The organism is Parahoeflea alexandrii, from assembly GCF_027214025.1.
GTDB lineage: Bacteria > Pseudomonadota > Alphaproteobacteria > Rhizobiales > Rhizobiaceae > Hoeflea > Hoeflea alexandrii_A.
This window is the reverse complement of the sequence record NZ_JAPWHB010000001.1, coordinates 347,258-366,117: the sequence shown is the minus strand read 5'-3', so window position 1 is coordinate 366,117 and position 18,860 is coordinate 347,258. Positions and strand designations below refer to the sequence as shown.

Genomic DNA, 18,860 nt, shown 5'->3' with positions numbered 1-18,860 from the left:
CCGGTGTCACCTGATCTCGATCACGGCGTCGATCTCGACAGCCGCGTTGAGTGGCAGGCAGGCCATGCCGACGGCGGCGCGGGCATGCTTGCCGGCTTCTCCCAACACTTCCGCGATCAGGTTCGACGCGCCGTTGATGACCAGGTGCTGGTCGGTGAAGGCGGGATCGGAGGCCACGAACCCGCTCAGCTTGACCACGCGGGCAATGCGCGAAAGATCGCCGCCAAGCGCCGCCTTGGCCTGCGCCAGGATGTTGATGGCGCACAGTTCCGCCGCTCTCTGTCCGGAGGCCAGTTCGACATCGCGACCGAGCAGCCCCTTGACCGCGATGGCGCCGTTTTCCATCGGCAACTGGCCGGAAATGAACAATAGCGAGCCGGTGATGACATAGGGCAGATAATTGGCGGCCGGTGCTGCCGCCTCCGGAAGCACAATGCTGCGGGCGCTCAGGCGGGATTCGATCGTGTCAGTCATCAAAGGCTCCAAATTCGGCTCTGTCAGGGGTGCATGAACGATTTGGCGGCTCATTGAAGTTCCGCCTCGCTTTTGCCACCTCTGGTCATATATCATCGTCCGAGGATTCGACAGGAGAAAACCTGATGCGCATGCTCGCAATTGCATCACTTGCCGTCATCGCCGCCACTTCGGCGCAAGCCGCACCGGCTGCAGGCGCGGGCGGGCTCGCGGCCCACCGCGCGGTCTACGATCTTTCGCTGAAGGATGCCTCCGAGCGCTCCGGCATTTCGGGCATGGTCGGCCGCATGGTCTACGAGTTTGCCGGTTCCGCCTGTGAGGGCTACACGGTCAGTTTCCGCTTCGTCACCGAAATCTCCACCGGCGAGGATTCGCGGCTGACCGACCAGCAGACCACCACCTTCGAGGACATCCGCAAGGGCACGTTCCGCTTCGTCACCCGGTCCTTCGTCGACCAGAAGCTCGATCATGAAGTCCGCGGCTCGGCGGAAGCGAAGGAAAATGGCCTGGCGCTCGCTCTCGAGCAGCCTGACAAGCTGTCGCTCGACATCGCGCCCGCACGGTTTCCCACCGAACACATGATCGAGCTGATCGGCAAGGCCCGCGAAGGCGAGCGGTTTTACGAATCGCGCATCTATGACGGCTCCGACGAGGGCGACAAGGCGATGATCACCACCACGATCCTGGGGGAGAAGCAGCCGGTCGAGAAAACCGACACGGAGGCCAAGCGGGCAGGCGAGCTTGCCGATGACGCCTATTGGCCGGTCTCGATGTCCTATTTCGAGGAAGCCGCGGAAGGCGACGGCCTGCCGGTCTATTCCATTGCCTTCAAGCTCTATGAGAACGGCGTCACTCGCGATCTCACCATGGACTACGGCGACTTTGTGCTCCAGGGCGAGCTCGCCCAGCTCGACATGTACGAGCCGGAGCCCTGCGTCGAGCAGTAACATCTCTCGCGGTCGCGCGGATGATGGGTGGCCCCGGCCGTGCGGCCTGTCGTTGCCAGGCAGCTGCCTGGCGAAGCCCGGTTAATTCAAACGAAACCAATTTTTTCCACACTTCTGGGGTGCGCGGACCGTTGTGGCATCCAGGGGTTGCTCCGTCTGATCGACCGGATCGAGCACCGTGATGCCGGAGCGGACCGCGCCTGGCCGGAGCGATTGCCAATTGAGGATTGGCCAGGCCGTAACTTCGGAACGAGTGTATTTGAAAGCTCTACCATAACATGAGATATTTGTATTTAAGCGATTCAAAATATTGGATATTTGCTATCCTTTCCGGGACGGCTCTGATCCTGGCCGCAGCACTCAACCTGCCTGTCGAGTTGCCGATCGGCGAGAGTTTCTGGGACACCTACATCTACATCGATGGCGCCCATCGGCTGTCGATCGGCCAGGAAATCTATCGCGAATTTCATGCGCCCGTCGGGCCGCTCAACTACATCCTGTTTGATCTGCTGGGGTCGCTCTTCCCGCATGGCAATGTGGCGCTGGTCATTCAATGGTGCATGATGCTGGTCACCTTGCCGGTGATCGCCGTCATCTGCCTGCAGGCGCGCGAGCGCGGCCCGTTTGCCGTTTTCGGCCTGCTGCTGCCCTACCTGATGTTCTCGCTGCTGCCGTTCAATGTCACCTCCTGGAACGTGTTTCCCGGCGTCGACGGATTTGCCTATTACAACCGTCACAGCTCCGTTCTGCTTTATCTGCTGGTCGCCGCGCTGTTCTTCGTTCGCTCGCACATTGCGCTTGTCGGCCTGGTGTCGGTGCTTCTGCTCAGCCTTGCCTTCGTCAAGATCAGTGGTTTTGCGATAGCCGGCCTGGTCTTGGCCTTCGCTCTTCTCACGCGCCGGATCGGGATCGGCGTCTCGATTGCCGTCGCGGCGCTGTGCCTGTCCATTGCTGCCGTGCTGGAGATCTCGACCGGCAGCGTCTCTGCCTATCTGCACTCCGCCTTGCGGCTTCTGGACGCCAATGATGGGGTGCTGCTGACCAATCTGGTGACCACGGTCAGCGCCCGCTTCGATGTCATCCTTGTGGCCGCGATCCTGGCAGCATATCTGCTTTTCTCACGCCTGCGCGGCGGCGAAAACCTTCTTTTAAGCTTCGATCGGGGCCATCCGCGAAACCCCGAACCCGGCCGGCTGGATCAGGACTGGCTGTGGCTCGCGGTGCTGATCTTCGCCAACACGCTGTTTGAATCCCAGAACTTCGGCGGCGCCGCCTTTGTCTCGACATGGCCGCTTCTGGTGGTCCTGGTACTGGCGACGCCCCCCGAACGGCGCATGCGCCTCTCGCCGCTGCTCGTTCTTGTCGGGCTGATCGCCTTTCCCACTGCCACCAAGGTGCTGCATTCGGCCGCGCGGGCCGCTGCGACAACGATCAACAACGTGGCAGTCGAGACCGAGCATCTGCCTGCCAACATGCGCTTCAGCGCCAAGGCCCTGACGGTCGAGGCGGCGGCCGCGGCCCAGCCGATCCTGTCGGGCGGACGCGCGACCTACGAGAAATACGCCGACGCCAACATCCTGCCGGCCTACTGGCTCTATTTCGATCACCGGTTTCAGGTCAACGTGCTCAAGACGATGGACGAGGTGATCGGCGCGATCCGCAAGCGCGAAGCGGACTTCGGCCATCATTACGAGGTGATCGACCTGCGCGATTTCGCCAATCCGGTGACCGCCGCGATGGGGCGGACGCCTGCGCGGGGCATTTCGATAGGGGGAGATCCCTACAGAGCTGTGTTGCCGTTGACCGGTGAGGAGGCGGATCTTCTCTCGCAGACCGATCTGGTGCTGCTGCCCACATGCCCGGTGACTGCCGCCCGCAAGAAACTTCACCAAAAATATCGCGCCGCTTATGAGGGCTTCAACCGCATAGCGCTGACCGATTGTTTCGACGCCCTGGAACATCCGAGATACGCGACCCGGTAGCTCGCTTTGCTCGTTCCGGGTGGACTGTGACACACCCGCGTGGCATGAGGGCGCTTTCCGCTGGCGGCCTCGCGTTCCGCAATTCGCCCTGACATAACCGCAAGACAGGATGGATATCGCCATGGCGAATGCGCTCGGGCTCGATTTCGGCACGACCAACACGGTTCTCGCCCAGGCAACCCAGGGGTCGGACACGGCATCGATAAGCTTCGTCTCCGCCGCCGGGGAAAGCGACACCATGCGCACGGCTTTGTCCTTCATCAAGGATCCGCAGCTTGGCGCCGCCGCTCTGCAGGTCGAGGCGGGGCAGGCGGCCATCCGCGCCTTCATCGACAATCCCGGCGAGTGCCGGTTTCTGCAATCGATCAAGACCTTTGCCGCCTCGCCGCTGTTCCAGGGCACCATGATCCATGGCCGCCGCTTCCAGTTCGAAGACCTCATGGAAGTGTTCCTCAAGCGGCTCGAGGCCTATGCCGGCGACAACTGGCCGTCGCCGGTCGGGCGCGTTGTCACCGGACGTCCGGTGCACTTTGCCGGCGCCCGTCCGGATCCGGACCTCGCCCTGAGGCGCTACAACGAGGCGCTCACCCGCATGGGCTTTCCCGAATTGCACTATGTCTACGAGCCTGTCGCCGCCGCCTTTTATTTCGCGCAGAACCTCAAGCATGACGCCACCGTTCTGGTGGCCGATTTCGGTGGCGGCACCAGCGACTTCTCGCTCATCCGTTTTGAAACCCAGGCGGGCCGCATCCGTGCCACTCCGGTCGGACATTCGGGTGTCGGCGTCGCCGGCGACCAGTTCGATGCGCGCATCATCGATCATCTGGTCGCGCCCGAAATCGGCAAGGGCAGCCAGTTCACAAGCTTCGGCAAGCGGCTCGACGTGCCTGGCAGCTACTATGCGAATTTCTCGCGCTGGAACCAGCTGTCGATCTTCAAGACGACGAAGGAGTACGCCGATCTGAAGGGGCTGGTGCGCCAGGCGGTCGAACCGGAAAAGCTTGAACTGTTCGTCGACCTGATCGAACATGACGAGGGCTACCGGCTCAACCAGGCGGTGTCCGCCACCAAGATGGCGCTGTCTTCCGCAGAGGAAGCCGTTTTCCGCTTCGAGCCGCTGGGACGGGCAGGCGAGAAACAGGTTCTGCGCCGGAATTTCGAGAGCTGGATTTCAGCCGATCTCGATCGCATTGAGGCGGCGCTGGATGAGGTTCTGGACAAGACCGGGACTGCGCCGGAAGCGGTCGACAAGGTGTTCCTGACCGGCGGCACCTCGTTCGTCCCCGCCGTACGCCGCATCTTCTCCGAGCGCTTTGCGTCAGACCGCATCGAGACCGGCGGCGAACTGATCTCAATCGCCCACGGCCTGGCGTTGATCGGCGAGCGCGACGATATCGAACAGTGGACCGTGCCGGTCTCCGGCTGAAATGCCGAGCTCAGACGCCGACCGGCAGGATCATCCTGCAACGATCGGCGGGGCCAGTTTAGAGCCATTATAAACTAAACTATTTGAATCCACTTTTGGTTTGCGATAGATCAATTCCACTGTGAGGCGCATGCGTATTGTACGGTCAGGTGCCCACATGCTGGAAGAGTTGAACCTTGACCTATCAATCGCCACAACAGACCGAGCCGCTGCCGGGCCGCGAGGAGGCGCGACCGCTGGTCAGGCTCGGGCGCGGCCGCCCCGGCCTCAGGGGTATCGTCATGTCGGTGGGCAATTCAAAGCTTGTAACAGGCGAAGCCGGCCGCGACTTCGATCTTGAGCTGGAAAAACGCCTGCTGGAAATCGGCTTTGTCGAAGGCGCCCATGTCGAGATCCTGCATGAGGGTTTCATTGGCAAGGATCCGATCGCCGTTCGCGTCGATAACATGAGTGTCGCCCTTGGACGGCGGGAAGCCGATGCCGTCGTGCTTGCCAGCGAGAGCCCAAATCCGAGATTGCTCCCCGATCGGTCACGATAATGCTGATGAAACCGGTAAGGGACTATCGCATCGCGTTGATTGGCAACCCCAATTGCGGCAAGACGGCGCTGTTCAACGCGCTGACCGGCAGCCAGCAGAAGGTCGCGAATTATCCGGGTGTGACCGTCGAGCGCAAAGAAGGCGCGTTCGTTTCGCCTGCCGGCGTCAGGATTTCGGTCCTCGATCTGCCCGGAACCTACAGCCTGCGCGGCCGCAGCCCCGATGAAGTCGTCACACGGGACGCCATCCTCGGCGCGCTCGATGCGGTCGATCGGCCCGATCTTCTCGTCTGCGTTGCCGATGCCACCAATCTTCGCCTCATGCTCCGCCTCGTGCTCGAACTCAAGAGCGTCGGCATTCCGATGATCCTGACGCTGAACATGTCCGACATTGCGGCGCACAGGGGCATCGTCATCGATAGCGGCGGGCTGGCGCGCGAACTCGGCATTCCCGTGGTCAACTCGGTGGCCGTGGGACATAATGGAACCACGGCACTGCTTGGCGAAATCGACCGGAAGGTGGCTGAAGCAGCCAGCGCATCGGCGTCGAACTGGAGCGAGCAGGACAGCGGCGAAATCCGCAAGGCCCATCACCTGGCCGATTCCATGGTTGCCCGCTTTGTCGCGGCGCCCGCTGTCTCGAAGGATCTGACCAACAGGATCGACAGGATCGTACTGCACCCGGTCTTCGGCATTGTCATCCTGCTGGCGGTCCTGTTCCTGATTTTTCAGGCGGTTTTCACCTGGGCCGCGGTTCCGATGGAGATGATCTCCGCCGCCTTCGACGCGCTCAACACCATGGTGAAATCGGTTCTTCCCGATTCCATGCTGTCGAGCCTGCTGACCGACGGGATCATCACCGGGGTCGGCGGCGTTCTGGTGTTCCTGCCGCAGATTGTCATCCTGTTCTTCTTCATCATCCTCCTTGAAGACCTGGGCTACATGGCCCGCGCCGCCTTCCTGATGGACCGCGTGGTCGGCGGTGCCGGTCTGCATGGCCGCTCCTTCATTCCGCTGCTGTCGAGTTTCGCCTGCGCCATTCCCGGAATTATGGCCACCCGCGTCATCGAGAACCGCCGTCAGCGTCTGGCGACCATCATGGTCGCGCCGCTGATGACCTGTTCGGCGCGGATTCCCGTCTATACCCTGATCATCGGCGCCTTCGTGCCGCGCCAGTCAATTGCCGGGATAGTCAATCTGCAGGGACTGGTCATGTTCTCGCTCTATCTGGCGGGGATCGTCAGCGCCTTCGTCGTCGCCTTCCTGTTTCGCAGACTCGTGTGGAAGGGCAAGAGCGAGCCGTTCATCATGGAGTTGCCGAGCTACAAGCGGCCGATGCTCCGCAGCCTGGCCATGGGCGTGCTGCAGCGGGCCTATATCTTCGTCCGCAGGGCAGGGACCATCATCCTGTCGATGATGGTCCTGATCTGGTTCCTGTCCACCGTCCCAGGCGCGCCGGAAGCTGCCACAGAGCCCGCGATCAACTACAGTTTCGCCGGCATGATCGGCCATGCGCTGCAGCCGCTGCTGGCGCCGATCGGCTTCAACTGGCAGATTTCGGTTGCTCTGATCCCCGGCATGGCTGCACGCGAGGTGGCGGTCGGCGCTCTCGCCACGGTCTACGCGATCGGCGGCGGAACCTCGGGCGAGGCCGGACTGGCGACGGCGATTGCCGGGCAATGGTCGCTCGCCACCGCCCTGTCTCTGCTCGCCTGGTACGTGTTTGCGCCGCAATGCGCCTCGACCCTTGTCGTGGTCCGGCGGGAAACCAACAGCTGGCAGTGGCCGGTGCTGATGTTTGCCTACATGCTGGTGCTGGCCTATGCCGCGTCTTTCATCGTCTTCCAGACGGCCAGCTATCTCGGAGGCTGACCCATGCTCGATGAAATCGTCACCTATCTGATCGTCATGTGCGCCGCGGCTTTCGTCCTCTGGAAGCTGTTCCTGCCGGTGCGGCAGAAGACCCTGATCGCAAGCGCGCTCTCGGGCAGGAAAGCCCCGTGTGCCCCCCAACCCGAAACCGCGCTCTGCGGCGCGGGCTGTTCCGGATGCGCGCTTGCCGCTTCACCCGGCAAGATCGCATCCAGAGATTGACGACATCGGGGCCGCGTAATCCCTTGAAGGCGGGACTAGCGGATGCCCGTCCGCGGCCTGCAGCAGCAGGAATTCAGCCCGACCCCGCCGGAAGTCAGGCATCGTCGGCAGCTTTCCGCGCCCTTCGCACTTGCAAAACCCAGCCTTTGCCTGTAAGCGGGCCTCATTCCACACGTGGGGCATGGGTCGGTCCGGGAGAAATCCGGAGCGGTCCGCCGGTGGCGCATAGCGCTCACGCCCTGCGGAGGTTCAACCGGAAACAGGAGTAAAAGGCATGGCATTGCCGGAATTTTCCATGCGCCAGCTGCTTGAAGCAGGCGTGCACTTCGGACACCAGACTCACCGCTGGAACCCGAAAATGAAGCCGTACATCTTCGGCGCTCGCAACAATCTTCACATTCTCGACCTCGGTCAGACCGTTCCGATGCTCAATCAGGCATTGAAGCTGGTTTCCGACACCGTGTCCAAGGGCGGTCGCGTGCTGTTCGTCGGCACCAAGCGTCAGGCTGCCGAAATCGTTGCCGATGCTGCCTCGCGTTCGGCCCAGTATTACGTCAACGCCCGTTGGCTCGGCGGCATGCTGACCAACTGGAAGACCATTTCGCACTCGATCCAGCGTCTGCGCAAGCTCGACGAGATCCTCTCGGCCGAAGCCTCGGGCTTCACCAAGAAGGAACGCCTCAACCTCGAGCGCGAACGTGAAAAGCTCAACCGCGCTCTCGGCGGTATCCGCGACATGGGCGGCACCCCCGACCTGATGTTCGTCATCGACACCAACAAGGAAGGCATCGCCATCCAGGAAGCCAAGCGTCTTGGCATTCCGGTTGTTGCGATCATCGATTCCAACTGCGATCCCGACGTTGTCGATTACCCGATCCCGGGCAACGATGACGCCAGCCGCGCCATTTCGCTCTACTGCGACCTGATCAGCCGCGCCTGCATCGACGGCATCGCCCGTCAGCAGGGTGCATCGGGCGTTGATCTGGGCGCCATGGATGCTCCTGTCGAGCCTGCGCTCGAAGAAGCTGCACCTGCGGAAGCTGCCGCGGAAGCATAATTCCGGGTTTCGGACAAAACCGGCCCGGCCAAGCCACAGCGCTTTGCCGGGCTGTCACATTTCAATGGCATGTTGATATGCCGTCAGGCGATTTGGGATTCGATGCCGCGTTTGAGGCCGGACCGGACGCCCCACAATAAAGAGGCTGTTATGAGCATTACCGCTGCAATGGTGAAAGAGCTGCGCGACAAGACCGGCGCCGGCATGATGGACTGCAAGAAGGCACTCGGCGAGACCGATGGCAACATGGAAGCGGCAATCGACTGGCTGCGCGCCAAGGGTATCGCCAAGGCCGACAAGAAGTCCGGCCGTACCGCTGCCGAAGGCCTGATCGCGGTTGCCTCTGAAGGCAACTCGGCGGTTGTGGTTGAAGTCAACTCGGAAACCGACTTCGTTGCCCGCAACGATGCATTCCAGGACCTGGCCCGTTCGATCGCTTCGGTCGCCATTTCCACCGATGGTTCGGCCGACGCCGTCAGCGCCGCCACCGTGCCGTCGACCGGCAAGTCGGTCACCGACACCGTAAAGGATGCGATCGCCCACATCGGCGAGAACATGAACTTCCGCCGTTCGGCCAAGCTGTCCGTCGATGACGGCATCGTCGCCACCTACGTGCACAACGCCGTCGCCGACGGTCTTGGCAAGCTCGGCGTGATCGTCGCCGTCAAGTCGACCGGCAACAAGGACGCGCTGGCCGCGATCGGCCGCCAGGTCGCCATGCACATCGCCGCCACCAACCCGCTGGCGCTGACCTCCGGCGACGTCGATCCGGCTGTCGCCGACCGCGAGCGCAACGTGTTCATCGAGCAGGCGCGCGAATCGGGCAAGCCGGACGCCATCATCGAAAAGATGGTCGAAGGCCGCATGCGCAAGTTCTACGAGGAAGTGGCCCTTCTCTCGCAGGCTTTCGTCATGAACCCCGACCAGACCGTTGGCGACGCCGTCAAGGCTGCTGCGGCTGACGCAGGCGCTCCCGTCGAAGTTACCGGCTTCGTACGCTTCCAGCTCGGTGAAGGCATCGAGAAGGAAGAGAGCGACTTCGCCGCTGAAGTGGCTGCCGCCGTCAAGGGCTGACACCGACCGCCTTCGCGGCGCATTGTGGAAAAACCCGAAGGGCATCGCGTGACAACGCGGTGCCCTTCGTGTATCCGGGCCTGACACATCAGATCCGGAATAGTTCATGTCCACAGCACCCCTGTTCAAACGCGTCCTCCTCAAAGCCTCCGGTGAAGCCCTGATGGGCGAGCAGGGATTTGGCATCGATGTCGCGGTGTGCGACCGGATCGCCGCCGATATCGCCGAGGTTCGCGGCATGGGCGTCGAGGTCGGGGTGGTTGTCGGCGGCGGCAACATCTTCCGCGGCGTCGCGGTGGCCTCCAAGGGCGGCGACCGCGTCACCGGCGACCACATGGGCATGCTGGCGACCGTCATCAATGCGCTGGCGCTGGCGACCTCGCTGCGCAAGCTCGGCATCGATACCGAGGTGCTTTCGGCCATCTCCATGCCGGAAATCTGCCAGAGCTTTTCCCAGCGCGCGGCGCTTCATCATCTGGAAAAGGGCAGGGTGGTGATCTTCGCCGGCGGCACCGGCAACCCGTTCTTCACCACAGATTCAGCCGCCGCCCTGCGCGCCGCCGAAATGGGCGCCGAAGCCATTCTCAAGGGCACCCAGGTCGACGGCATCTATTCGGCCGACCCGAAGAAGTACCCCGACGCCACCCGGTTTGACAACATCACCCATGCCGAAGTGCTCAACAAGGGGCTTGCCGTCATGGACGTCGCGGCCGTTGCGCTGGCGCGCGAGAATTCCATTCCGATTGTTGTCTTTTCGATCCATGAAAAGGGCGCATTTGCCAAGATCATGGTCGGCGAAGGCCGGGCAACCATCGTTCGCGATCATTAATCGCGGATGGGTGCGAGGAGCGCGCCCCGCGATGAAAACTTGATTATCTGCAGGAAGGACTGGCGATGAGTGAAGGCGCTGACTTGAAAGAACTCAAACGTCGCATGGAAGGCGCGATCGCTGCCTTCAAGAGCGATATTGCATCGTTGCGAACCGGCCGTGCGTCAGCCAACGTGCTCGACCCGGTGATGGTCGAGGCCTACGGCTCCCGCGTGCCGCTCAATCAGGTCGCCAACGTCACCGTGCCCGAGCCACGCATGCTCGGCGTCTCGGTCTGGGACAAGCAGATGGTCGGCGCCGTCGACCGCGGCATCCGCGAGGCCAATCTCGGACTCAATCCGATCGTCGACGGCCAGAACCTCAGGATTCCGCTGCCCGAACTCAACGAGGAACGCCGCAAGCAGCTCGTCAAGGTGTCGCACACCTATGCCGAGAACGCCCGTATCGCCATCCGCAACGTGCGCCGCGACGGCATGGATACGCTCAAGAAGGCGGAGAAGGACGGCGACATCAGCCAGGACGACAGCCGCCGCGAAGCTGATCAGGTCCAGAAGATGACCGACGAAAAGATTGCCGAGATCGATCACTTGCTGGTCGAAAAGGAAAAGGAAATCATGCAGGTTTAGGCGCGACTCGCGTTACAAGTCGGGAAATGGCCACACCAATGCGATCCGAAACACCCATCACCAGTCCTCGGCACGTTGCCATCATCATGGATGGCAATGGCCGCTGGGCCAATGCACGGGGCCTGCCGCGGACAGCCGGTCACCGGGCCGGTGTCGAGCGGGTTCGCGAGGCTGTGCGCACCGCCGTCGAGGCCGGGATCGGATATCTGACGCTGTTTGCCTTCTCGTCCGAGAACTGGAGCAGGCCGCAGCAGGAAGTCTCGGACCTGATGGGGCTCCTGCGGTTCTTCATCCGCAGGGACCTGGCCGAACTGCACCGCGAGAACGTCCGCATCAGGGTGATCGGTTGCCGCCAGACCATCCAGCCCGACATCCGCGCGCTGCTCAATGAGGCCGAGGACCGGACCCGCGACAACACCGGCATAACCCTGGTCATCGCCTTCAACTACGGCGCCCGCGACGAACTGGTGCGCGCGGTCCGCGGGATTGCCGAGGCGGTGCGCGCCGGCGACATGGACGTGGCCGCCATCGACGAGGCGGCCATCGCCGCCCGCATCGATACCGCCGGCATCCCTGATCCCGACCTGGTGATCCGCACCAGCGGCGAGCAGCGGCTTTCCAACTTCCTTTTGTGGCAGGCCGCCTATACCGAATTCGTCTTCATGCCGTGCCTGTGGCCGGATTTCGATCGCGCCGCCTTCCTCGACGCGCTCGCCGAATATGGCCGCCGCGACCGCCGCTATGGCGCCGTCTCCGCACCCGATCTCGCGGTCGGCTCCTGATGTCGCGCGAGCTCAGGCTGCGCATCATCTCCGGGGTGATCCTCGGCGTTCTGGTTCTGGCCGCCACGTTCGTCGGCGGTGTCTGGTTCAGAAGCCTGGCCGTCCTGATCATGGTGCTGATGCATTACGAGTTCTCGACGATCACCAACGCGCCGGTCAGGGCGCCGCTCGCCAACGCGATTGGCTGGATGGCCGTCCTAGCCACGGCCGTCTTCATCCTGACATCGCTGCCGTCGATGGCCCTGGCGGCGATCTTCATCGGTGGCTGCGGCGCGGTCCTTGCGGGGGTGACCCGCGGCGGCGGCCTCTGGTCGGCGACAGCGGTCTTCTATGCCGGTTTTTCCGGGCTGGCGCTTGCCGAAATCCGCGGCGAGGGGCATTTCGGCCTGTTTGCCATGCTGTTCATTTTCGCCATTGTCTGGGCGACCGACATTCTGGCCTATTTTTGCGGGCGGGCGCTCGGCGGACCCAAGCTGGCGCCGCGGATATCGCCCGGCAAGACCTGGTCCGGTGCGCTTTTCGGTGCAGCCGCCGGTGTCGGCGCCGGAGTCGGTGTGGCGCTGATCATCCGCCAGGGCGGCGGGCTCATGATCCCGTTGATCGCCCTGCTGCTCTCCGTCGCGTCCGAAATCGGCGATCTGTTTGAATCCTGGGTCAAGCGGCGCTTCGGCGCCAAGGACTCAAGCAGGCTCATTCCCGGTCATGGCGGTGTGATGGATCGTGTCGACGGTCTTGTCTTTGCCGCATTTGCGGCATTCCTGCTGGGAAACCTTCTGCCGCTTGCCGATCACGCCGGCGTTGCCGACGAGCTTGCGGCAAGGTTGCTCGGTCTATAAGTCGTCCGCACGGGCGGCTTCGGACGCTCTGAACCAAATGGACGCCGGCATGTCTGTGTCATGCCTGTCGGCCTCGTGAAAGGATCCGATCCCATGGAATTTCTGACCTCTTCGGCTGGAAACATCCTCAGCGCCCTGCCGCCGTTTCTGCTGGTGCTCACCATCGTGGTCTTTTTCCATGAACTGGGACACTATCTGGTCGGTCGCTGGTGCGGCATCAAGGCTGACGTCTTCTCCGTCGGCTTCGGCCCGGAACTGATCGGCCGGACCGACAGCAACGGCACCAGGTGGAAGCTCTCGCTGATTCCGCTCGGCGGCTACGTCAAGTTCCGAGGCGACGAGAACGCCACCAGCCTGCCCACCGGCAGCGGCGCGGCGGCGCTCAGCGATGAAGAGCGCATCGGATCCTTCCCCGGAGCCGCCCTGTGGCGCCGCGCCGCCACGGTTGCGGCTGGACCTGTGGCCAACTTCATTCTTGCGATCGCCATTTTCGCGGTGATGTTCAGTGTTAACGGCCGCGTCATCGCAGATCCCGTGGTGGCCCAGGTCCAGCCCGGAAGCGCCGCCGAAGCCGCCGGCATCCTGGCGGGCGACCGGTTCGTCGCCATCGACGGTGTCGAGGTCGAGATCTTCGATGACGTGCAGCGCTATGTCAGCGTGCGCCCGGAAGTGCCGATCACCGTCACCCTCGACCGCCAGGGCAGCATGGTCGATGTCACCCTGACGCCTGCGCGCACCGAAATCTCCGATTCCTTCGGCAACAAGATGGAGGTCGGCCGTATCGGCGTCGTCACCAACAATGATGCCGGCAATTTCCGGGTCCGTGAATACGGACCGCTGGAAGCGGTCGGTGAGGGCGTTGCCCAAAGCTGGTATATCGTCACCCGGACGGTCGATTATATCGGCAATATCCTCACCGGACGCGAGAAGGCCGATCAGCTTGGCGGCCCGATCCGGGTGGCGAAGTATTCCAAGGACATGTCGACGCTCGGCATCGGAGCGCTGATCCAGCTTGCAGCGGTGCTCTCGGTCTCCATCGGCCTGCTCAATCTCATGCCGGTTCCGATGCTCGACGGCGGCCATCTGGTGTTCTACGCCATCGAGGCTATCCGCGGCCGCCCCCCTGGCGAGGTTGCCCAGGAATGGGCCTACCGCTTTGGTCTGACGGTTGTTTTGGCGCTCATGCTGTTTGCCACCTGGAACGACGTATCCATGCTGATCGGTTGATATCGGGGTGCAGGCTGTGCTAACGGTTTGTTTACCTTGATGATGGGTAGACGTGGCCAAATCGCCACGTCTGCAAAGGAAGTAAATAGAAATTAACTCCGTCCCTTGCTTGTATGGCAAAAGCGGGTAAAACGGGCACCAGTCATGACTCACGATGTGTGTCGCCGTTTGGGGCATCCGAGTAGTAAAAAGGTAATAAGATCAATGAAGGCCGGTTCAAACCTTTTGAACGCTGTCTCAGCAGTTGCGCTGACGGCAGGGATCGTTGTGACAGGGGCGGGCGCTGTGACGCTTGCGGGCGTTACGATAGCGGAGGCTGCGGTTGTCAGTCGTATCGATGTTCGGGGCAATTCCCGCGTTGACGCGTCAACCGTGCGCGGCAATCTGACAATCTCGCCCGGCGCCAGCTTCAGCAACAGCGACATCGACGACTCGGTGAAGCGGTTGTTTGCGACGGGCCTGTTTTCGGACGTCCAGATCAGTGTCTCCGGCTCGACCCTGATCGTCACCGTCGCTGAGAACCAGATCATCAACCAGGTTGTGTTCAACGGTAACAAGAAGATCAAGGACGCCGCTCTGAAGAACGTGGTGCAGAGCCGTCAGCTCGGCGCCTACAATGATCTTATCCTTCAGGCAGACGTACAGGCGATCCGCGACGCCTATTCGGCGATTGGGCGCAGCGATGCGACCGTGACCACCCGCATCGTTCCGGTCGACGGCGGTCGCGTCAATATCGCTTTCGAGGTCAATGAAGGCGACCGGACCAAGATTTCCTCGATCAACTTTGTCGGCAACCAGGCTTTTGGCGACGGTCGTCTGGCCGACGTCATCACCACCAAGAAATCCGGCCTGCTGTCGTTCCTGAGCCGCAAGGACGTCTATGACGAGGATAAGCTGCGCGCCGACGAGGAACTGCTGCGGCGGTTCTACTACAACCGCGGTTACGCCGACTTCCGGGTGATTTCGTCATTTGCCGAACTCGATGAAACCAGCAACGAGTATGTTGTCACCATCACGGTGGAAGAGGGCGAGCGTTACGTGTTCGGCGATGTCAGCATCGAAAGCACCGTGCCTGGCATCGATTCCGACTCACTCAAGGGGCTGATCCAGACCCGCAGCGGTTCTGTCTACAGCGCCAAGGATGTCGAAGACACGATCATGTCGATCTCCGACCGTGTCGCCACCCAGGGCTACCCGTTTGCGCAGATCACCCCGCGTGGCGATCGTGACTACAACAACCGCACCATTTCCGTGGTCTACCTGGTCGACGAGGGCACCCGTGCCTATGTCGAGCGTATCGAGATCCGCGGCAACACCCGGACCCGCGATTACGTGATCCGCCGCGAATTCGACCTGTCGGAAGGCGATGCCTTCAATCAGGTTCTGGTCCGTCGCGCCAAGAAGCGCCTCGAGGATCTGAAATTCTTCTCCTCCGTTGATATTTCGACGCAGCAGGGTTCGCAGCCAGACCGTGTGGTTCTGATTGTCGATGTGAAGGATCAGTCGACCGGTGAATTCGGCATTGGCGGCGGTTATTCCAACACCGATGGCTTCATCGCATCGGTCGATATCACCGAGCGCAACTTCCTCGGCCGCGGTCAGTTCATCCGCGCATCCGTGGGCGGCGGCACCAAAACGCGCGAATATTCGCTGTCGTTCACCGAGCCCTATTTCCTCGGTTACCGTCTGGCCGCCGGTTTTGACGTCTTCAAGAAACGGGATGCGACCTACATCAATTTCACTGAGCAGGCCCAGGGCATCAATCTGCGTCTCGGCGCGCCGATTACCGAAAACCTGTACCTGTTGACTGCGTTCAAGTTCACCCAGACCAAGTACACCGGTCTCTCGAACGTCATCTCGGCTCCGGAACTGGCCGCGATCAACCGGACGATCGCCAACGGCAGCCACGATGTCGGGTCGCTGTCCTATACGCTGACCTACAACACGCTGGATGACAACATCCTGCCACGCGAGGGTATTTCGGCGAAATTCATGCAGGAGTATGCCGGTCTCGGGTTCGATTCGAACTACGTCAAGACCACTGCCAAGGCCAGCTATTTCCACATGCTGTCCGAAGGGGCCGACATGATCGGTCAGGTCTCCGTCGGCGGTGGCAACGTGATCTCGACCAACAGCAATCTGCGCGTGTTTGACCATCTGTTCCTCGGCGAGGAAACCATCCGTGGTTTCGACACCAGGGGCATCGGTCCGCGGGTCTTCAACGGCGCGAGCAATGTCGGTGCCGCGGGCGGTACGACCTACTTTAACGGTTCGGTTGAAGTTTCGGCGCCGCTGCCGGCGGTGTCACGTGATTTCGGTCTTCGTTTCAATGTCTTCGCCGATGCCGCAACGCTTTACGGCAACGACATCAGCGCAGCTGACATGGGCACCCAGACCCTGGTCGGGTCAGGCATGGAATGGCGTGCTTCGATCGGCGCCGGCATCATGTGGGCTTCGCCTTTCGGCCCGCTTCGCGTCTACTACGCTGAACCGGTCGTCAAGAAGGCCTACGACGACGTCAAGAAATTCGGCTTCGGCGCCTCGACGCGCTTCTGACTTGTCACGGGTGGCGGCTGCGCCACCCGCTCATTCCATCCGGTCTTTTTATGGACAATCATCGCTTTTTCCCTCCGCATGAAGGCATGTCGCTTTCGGACCTTTCCGGTCTTTGCGGAGCGGAACTTGCCGACCCGTCGTTCGCCGGCCGCATGGTGAACGGAATTGCGCCATTGGCGCGTGCCGGCGAAGGCGAAGTAACCTTCGCGAATTCTCGGCGCGCCTTGCCGGAGCTGATCAAGTCCCGGGCTGCGGCTGTATTCGTCACCGAAAAACTCGCCGAGAATGTCCCTGCCGGTGTGGCGGCGCTGGTCGCGCGCGCGCCGCAGACGTCGTTTGCACGTGCCGCGGCTGTTCTGGTGCCGTTGGCCGTCAAGCCGCTGCGGCTGACCGCGGCAAGCGGTGTTGCGGAAACGGCCGTCGTTGATCCGTCCGCCGTGCTGGAAGACGATGTTGTGGTCGAAGCCTTCGCTGTCATCGGCGCCGGCGCCGAGATCGGTGCGGGATCTGTCATTGCCGCGGGCGCCGCCATTGGCGCGGGAACCCGGATAGGCCGGGATTGTCACATCGGCCATGGAGCCACCGTCCAGCACGCGTTGATCGGCAACAATGTCATCATCCATCCCGGTGTGCGCATCGGCCAGGATGGTTTCGGCTATGCTCCGGGCCCGCGGGGTCTGGAAAAGATCCCGCAGATCGGCAGGGTCATCGTCCAGGATCACGTTGAAATCGGCGCGAACTCCGCAATCGACCGAGGGGCGCTCGACGACACGGTCATCGGCGAGGGCACCAAGATCGACAATCTGGTGCAGATTGCCCACAATGTCCGCATTGGCAGACATTGTGTCATCGTCTCCCAGGTCGGAATCGCGGGCAGTGCCACCATTGGAGATCGGGTCATGATCGGCGGGGCGTCCGGCATCAACGGTCATGTGACGATCGGCGACGGGGCGCAGTTGGCGGCGCTCAGCGGCGTCGCCGGGGACGTTCCTGCCGGTGCGCTCTGGGGTGGCCAGCCAGCGCGTCCGATGCGCGGGTTTCTGCGTGATGCGGCGGCGGCCAATGAACGCGCTTTTGGCAAGCAAGACAGGAAAAAGAGCGGAGAAGAGACATGACCGAAACCGCGACGAAAACACTGGAATCGGCAGACATCCGTGAAATCATGAAGTTGTTGCCGCATCGCTATCCGTTTCTGCTCGTCGACAGGATCGAATCCATTGACGGTGACAACTCGGCCATCGGCATCAAGAATGTCACGGCTAGCGAGCCGCATTTCACCGGCCATTTTCCCGGCAATCCGATCATGCCCGGCGTGCTGATCATCGAGGGCATGGCCCAGACCGCCGGTGCGATCTGCGCCAAGGCAACCGGTGGCGGCAAGAATATCGTCTATTTCATGACCATTGATAACGCCAAGTTCCGCAAGCCGGTCGTTCCCGGCGACCGGTTGGAGTATCATGTCACCAAGATCAAACAGCGCGGCAACATCTGGCGCTTCCATTGTGAAGCCCTGGTTGACGGCGCCAAAGCCGCCGAGGCGGATATCGGAGCCATGCTGGCTCCCGGAGAAAGCGAGTCCTGATGACAACGCCTGCGCCTGCCGCCCTCCACCCGGCCCGCATTCACCCCTCCGCGATCGTCGAGGACGGCGCCCGGTTCGGCATGAATGTCGAAATCGGACCGTTCTGTCATGTCGGCCCCAAGGTCAGGCTTGGCGACAACGTGCAGCTGATGAGCCATGTCGTCATTCAGGGCTGCACCACCATCGGCGACGGCACCGTGATTTTCCCCAACGCGGTTCTTGGCTGTGCTCCGCAGAACATCCATTACAAGGGGGAAGACACCGAGCTGATCATCGGCCATTCCTGCACGATCCGCGAAGGCGTGACCATGCATCCGGGCATGCCCGACTTCGGCGGCAAGACCACGGTCGGCGACAATTCCATGTTCCTGGCCTATTCGCACGTTGCCCATGATTGTCACGTCGGCAACAATGTCATCCTGTCCAACAATGTCATGCTGGCCGGCCATGTCACTATCGGCGACCGGGTGATCATGGGTGGCGGTGCCGCGGTGCATCAGTTCGTCCGCATCGGCCATCACGCCTTCATCGGCGGACTGGCGGCGGTCAACAACGACGTCATTCCCTATGGCATGCTCAATGGCAATCCCGGCATTCTGATGGGGCTCAACATCATCGGCATGCAGCGCTCGGGTTTCGACAAGGCCGCCATCCACGCGGTCCGTCGCGCCTTCAAGGCGATCTTCAACCCGGCGACCCCGATCCGCGAGAACATCGCCCGCGTCCGCGAGCAACCCGACAACAATGCGGCCGTCGCCGATATCATCGCCTTCATTGACGCCGAAAGCGAACGCGCGCTGTCCTCGCCGGCCCGGGGTCAGCGGGGCTGA

18 protein-coding genes are annotated in these 18,860 nt (G+C 62.1%); 17 read left to right on the top strand and 1 reads right to left on the bottom strand.

Features of this window, described 5'->3' with window-relative positions:
• Positions 1-6: 6 nt before the first annotated feature.
• Entirely contained in the window at positions 7-474 is a 468-nt protein-coding gene (locus O4H62_RS01715) for a RidA family protein (RefSeq protein ID WP_269385421.1), read from the bottom strand.
• A 125-nt stretch (positions 475-599) separates the two neighbouring features.
• Between O4H62_RS01715 and O4H62_RS01710 the strand changes: the two genes are divergently transcribed.
• The 17 genes from O4H62_RS01710 (at position 600) to lpxA (ending at position 18,860) form a co-directional block, all read left to right on the top strand.
• Complete coding sequence (locus O4H62_RS01710; protein WP_269385420.1) at positions 600-1,421, top strand: cell envelope integrity EipB family protein; 822 nt, start codon at positions 600-602, stop codon at positions 1,419-1,421.
• 278 nt (positions 1,422-1,699) lie between these two features.
• Entirely contained in the window at positions 1,700-3,403 is a 1,704-nt protein-coding gene (locus O4H62_RS01705; protein WP_269385419.1) for a hypothetical protein, read from the top strand.
• Between the two features lie 121 nt (positions 3,404-3,524).
• Positions 3,525-4,829 (top strand): Hsp70 family protein, encoded by a 1,305-nt coding sequence (locus tag O4H62_RS01700; RefSeq protein ID WP_269385418.1) that lies wholly within the window; start codon positions 3,525-3,527, stop codon positions 4,827-4,829.
• 281 nt (positions 4,830-5,110) lie between these two features.
• Positions 5,111-5,368, top strand: a complete 258-nt coding sequence (locus tag O4H62_RS01695) for a FeoA family protein (protein WP_269386265.1) — start codon at positions 5,111-5,113, stop codon at positions 5,366-5,368.
• A 5-nt stretch (positions 5,369-5,373) separates the two neighbouring features.
• Complete coding sequence (gene feoB, locus O4H62_RS01690) at positions 5,374-7,239, top strand: ferrous iron transport protein B (protein WP_269385417.1); 1,866 nt, start codon at positions 5,374-5,376, stop codon at positions 7,237-7,239.
• Between the two features lie 3 nt (positions 7,240-7,242).
• A complete protein-coding gene (locus tag O4H62_RS01685; RefSeq protein ID WP_269385416.1) occupies positions 7,243-7,461 on the top strand; it encodes a hypothetical protein in 219 nt (72 codons plus the stop codon).
• 274 nt (positions 7,462-7,735) lie between these two features.
• Positions 7,736-8,518: a 30S ribosomal protein S2 gene (gene rpsB / locus O4H62_RS01680; protein WP_269385415.1), complete on the top strand. Its 783-nt coding sequence runs from the start codon at positions 7,736-7,738 to the stop codon at positions 8,516-8,518.
• A 150-nt stretch (positions 8,519-8,668) separates the two neighbouring features.
• A complete protein-coding gene (gene tsf, locus O4H62_RS01675) occupies positions 8,669-9,592 on the top strand; it encodes a translation elongation factor Ts (protein ID WP_269385414.1) in 924 nt (307 codons plus the stop codon).
• Between the two features lie 106 nt (positions 9,593-9,698).
• Positions 9,699-10,421 (top strand): UMP kinase, encoded by a 723-nt coding sequence (gene pyrH, locus O4H62_RS01670; RefSeq protein ID WP_269385413.1) that lies wholly within the window; start codon positions 9,699-9,701, stop codon positions 10,419-10,421.
• A gap of 65 nt (positions 10,422-10,486) precedes the next feature.
• Complete coding sequence (gene frr / locus O4H62_RS01665) at positions 10,487-11,047, top strand: ribosome recycling factor (protein WP_269385412.1); 561 nt, start codon at positions 10,487-10,489, stop codon at positions 11,045-11,047.
• A gap of 38 nt (positions 11,048-11,085) precedes the next feature.
• Positions 11,086-11,829, top strand: a complete 744-nt coding sequence (locus O4H62_RS01660) for an isoprenyl transferase (RefSeq protein ID WP_269385411.1) — start codon at positions 11,086-11,088, stop codon at positions 11,827-11,829.
• Positions 11,829-12,665, top strand: a complete 837-nt coding sequence (locus O4H62_RS01655) for a phosphatidate cytidylyltransferase (RefSeq protein ID WP_269385410.1) — start codon at positions 11,829-11,831, stop codon at positions 12,663-12,665. The genes O4H62_RS01660 and O4H62_RS01655 overlap by 1 nt, the downstream gene beginning before the upstream one ends.
• Before the next feature lie 93 nt (positions 12,666-12,758).
• Positions 12,759-13,892: an RIP metalloprotease RseP gene (gene rseP / locus O4H62_RS01650; RefSeq protein ID WP_269385409.1), complete on the top strand. Its 1,134-nt coding sequence runs from the start codon at positions 12,759-12,761 to the stop codon at positions 13,890-13,892.
• Between the two features lie 204 nt (positions 13,893-14,096).
• Positions 14,097-16,448: an outer membrane protein assembly factor BamA gene (gene bamA / locus O4H62_RS01645; RefSeq protein ID WP_269385408.1), complete on the top strand. Its 2,352-nt coding sequence runs from the start codon at positions 14,097-14,099 to the stop codon at positions 16,446-16,448.
• Between the two features lie 50 nt (positions 16,449-16,498).
• Positions 16,499-17,563: a UDP-3-O-(3-hydroxymyristoyl)glucosamine N-acyltransferase gene (gene lpxD / locus O4H62_RS01640; RefSeq protein WP_269385407.1), complete on the top strand. Its 1,065-nt coding sequence runs from the start codon at positions 16,499-16,501 to the stop codon at positions 17,561-17,563.
• Positions 17,560-18,030 (top strand): 3-hydroxyacyl-ACP dehydratase FabZ, encoded by a 471-nt coding sequence (gene fabZ, locus O4H62_RS01635; protein ID WP_269385406.1) that lies wholly within the window; start codon positions 17,560-17,562, stop codon positions 18,028-18,030. Before lpxD ends, fabZ begins: the two co-directional genes overlap by 4 nt.
• Positions 18,030-18,860 (top strand): acyl-ACP--UDP-N-acetylglucosamine O-acyltransferase, encoded by an 831-nt coding sequence (gene lpxA / locus O4H62_RS01630; protein WP_269385405.1) that lies wholly within the window; start codon positions 18,030-18,032, stop codon positions 18,858-18,860. The genes fabZ and lpxA overlap by 1 nt, the downstream gene beginning before the upstream one ends.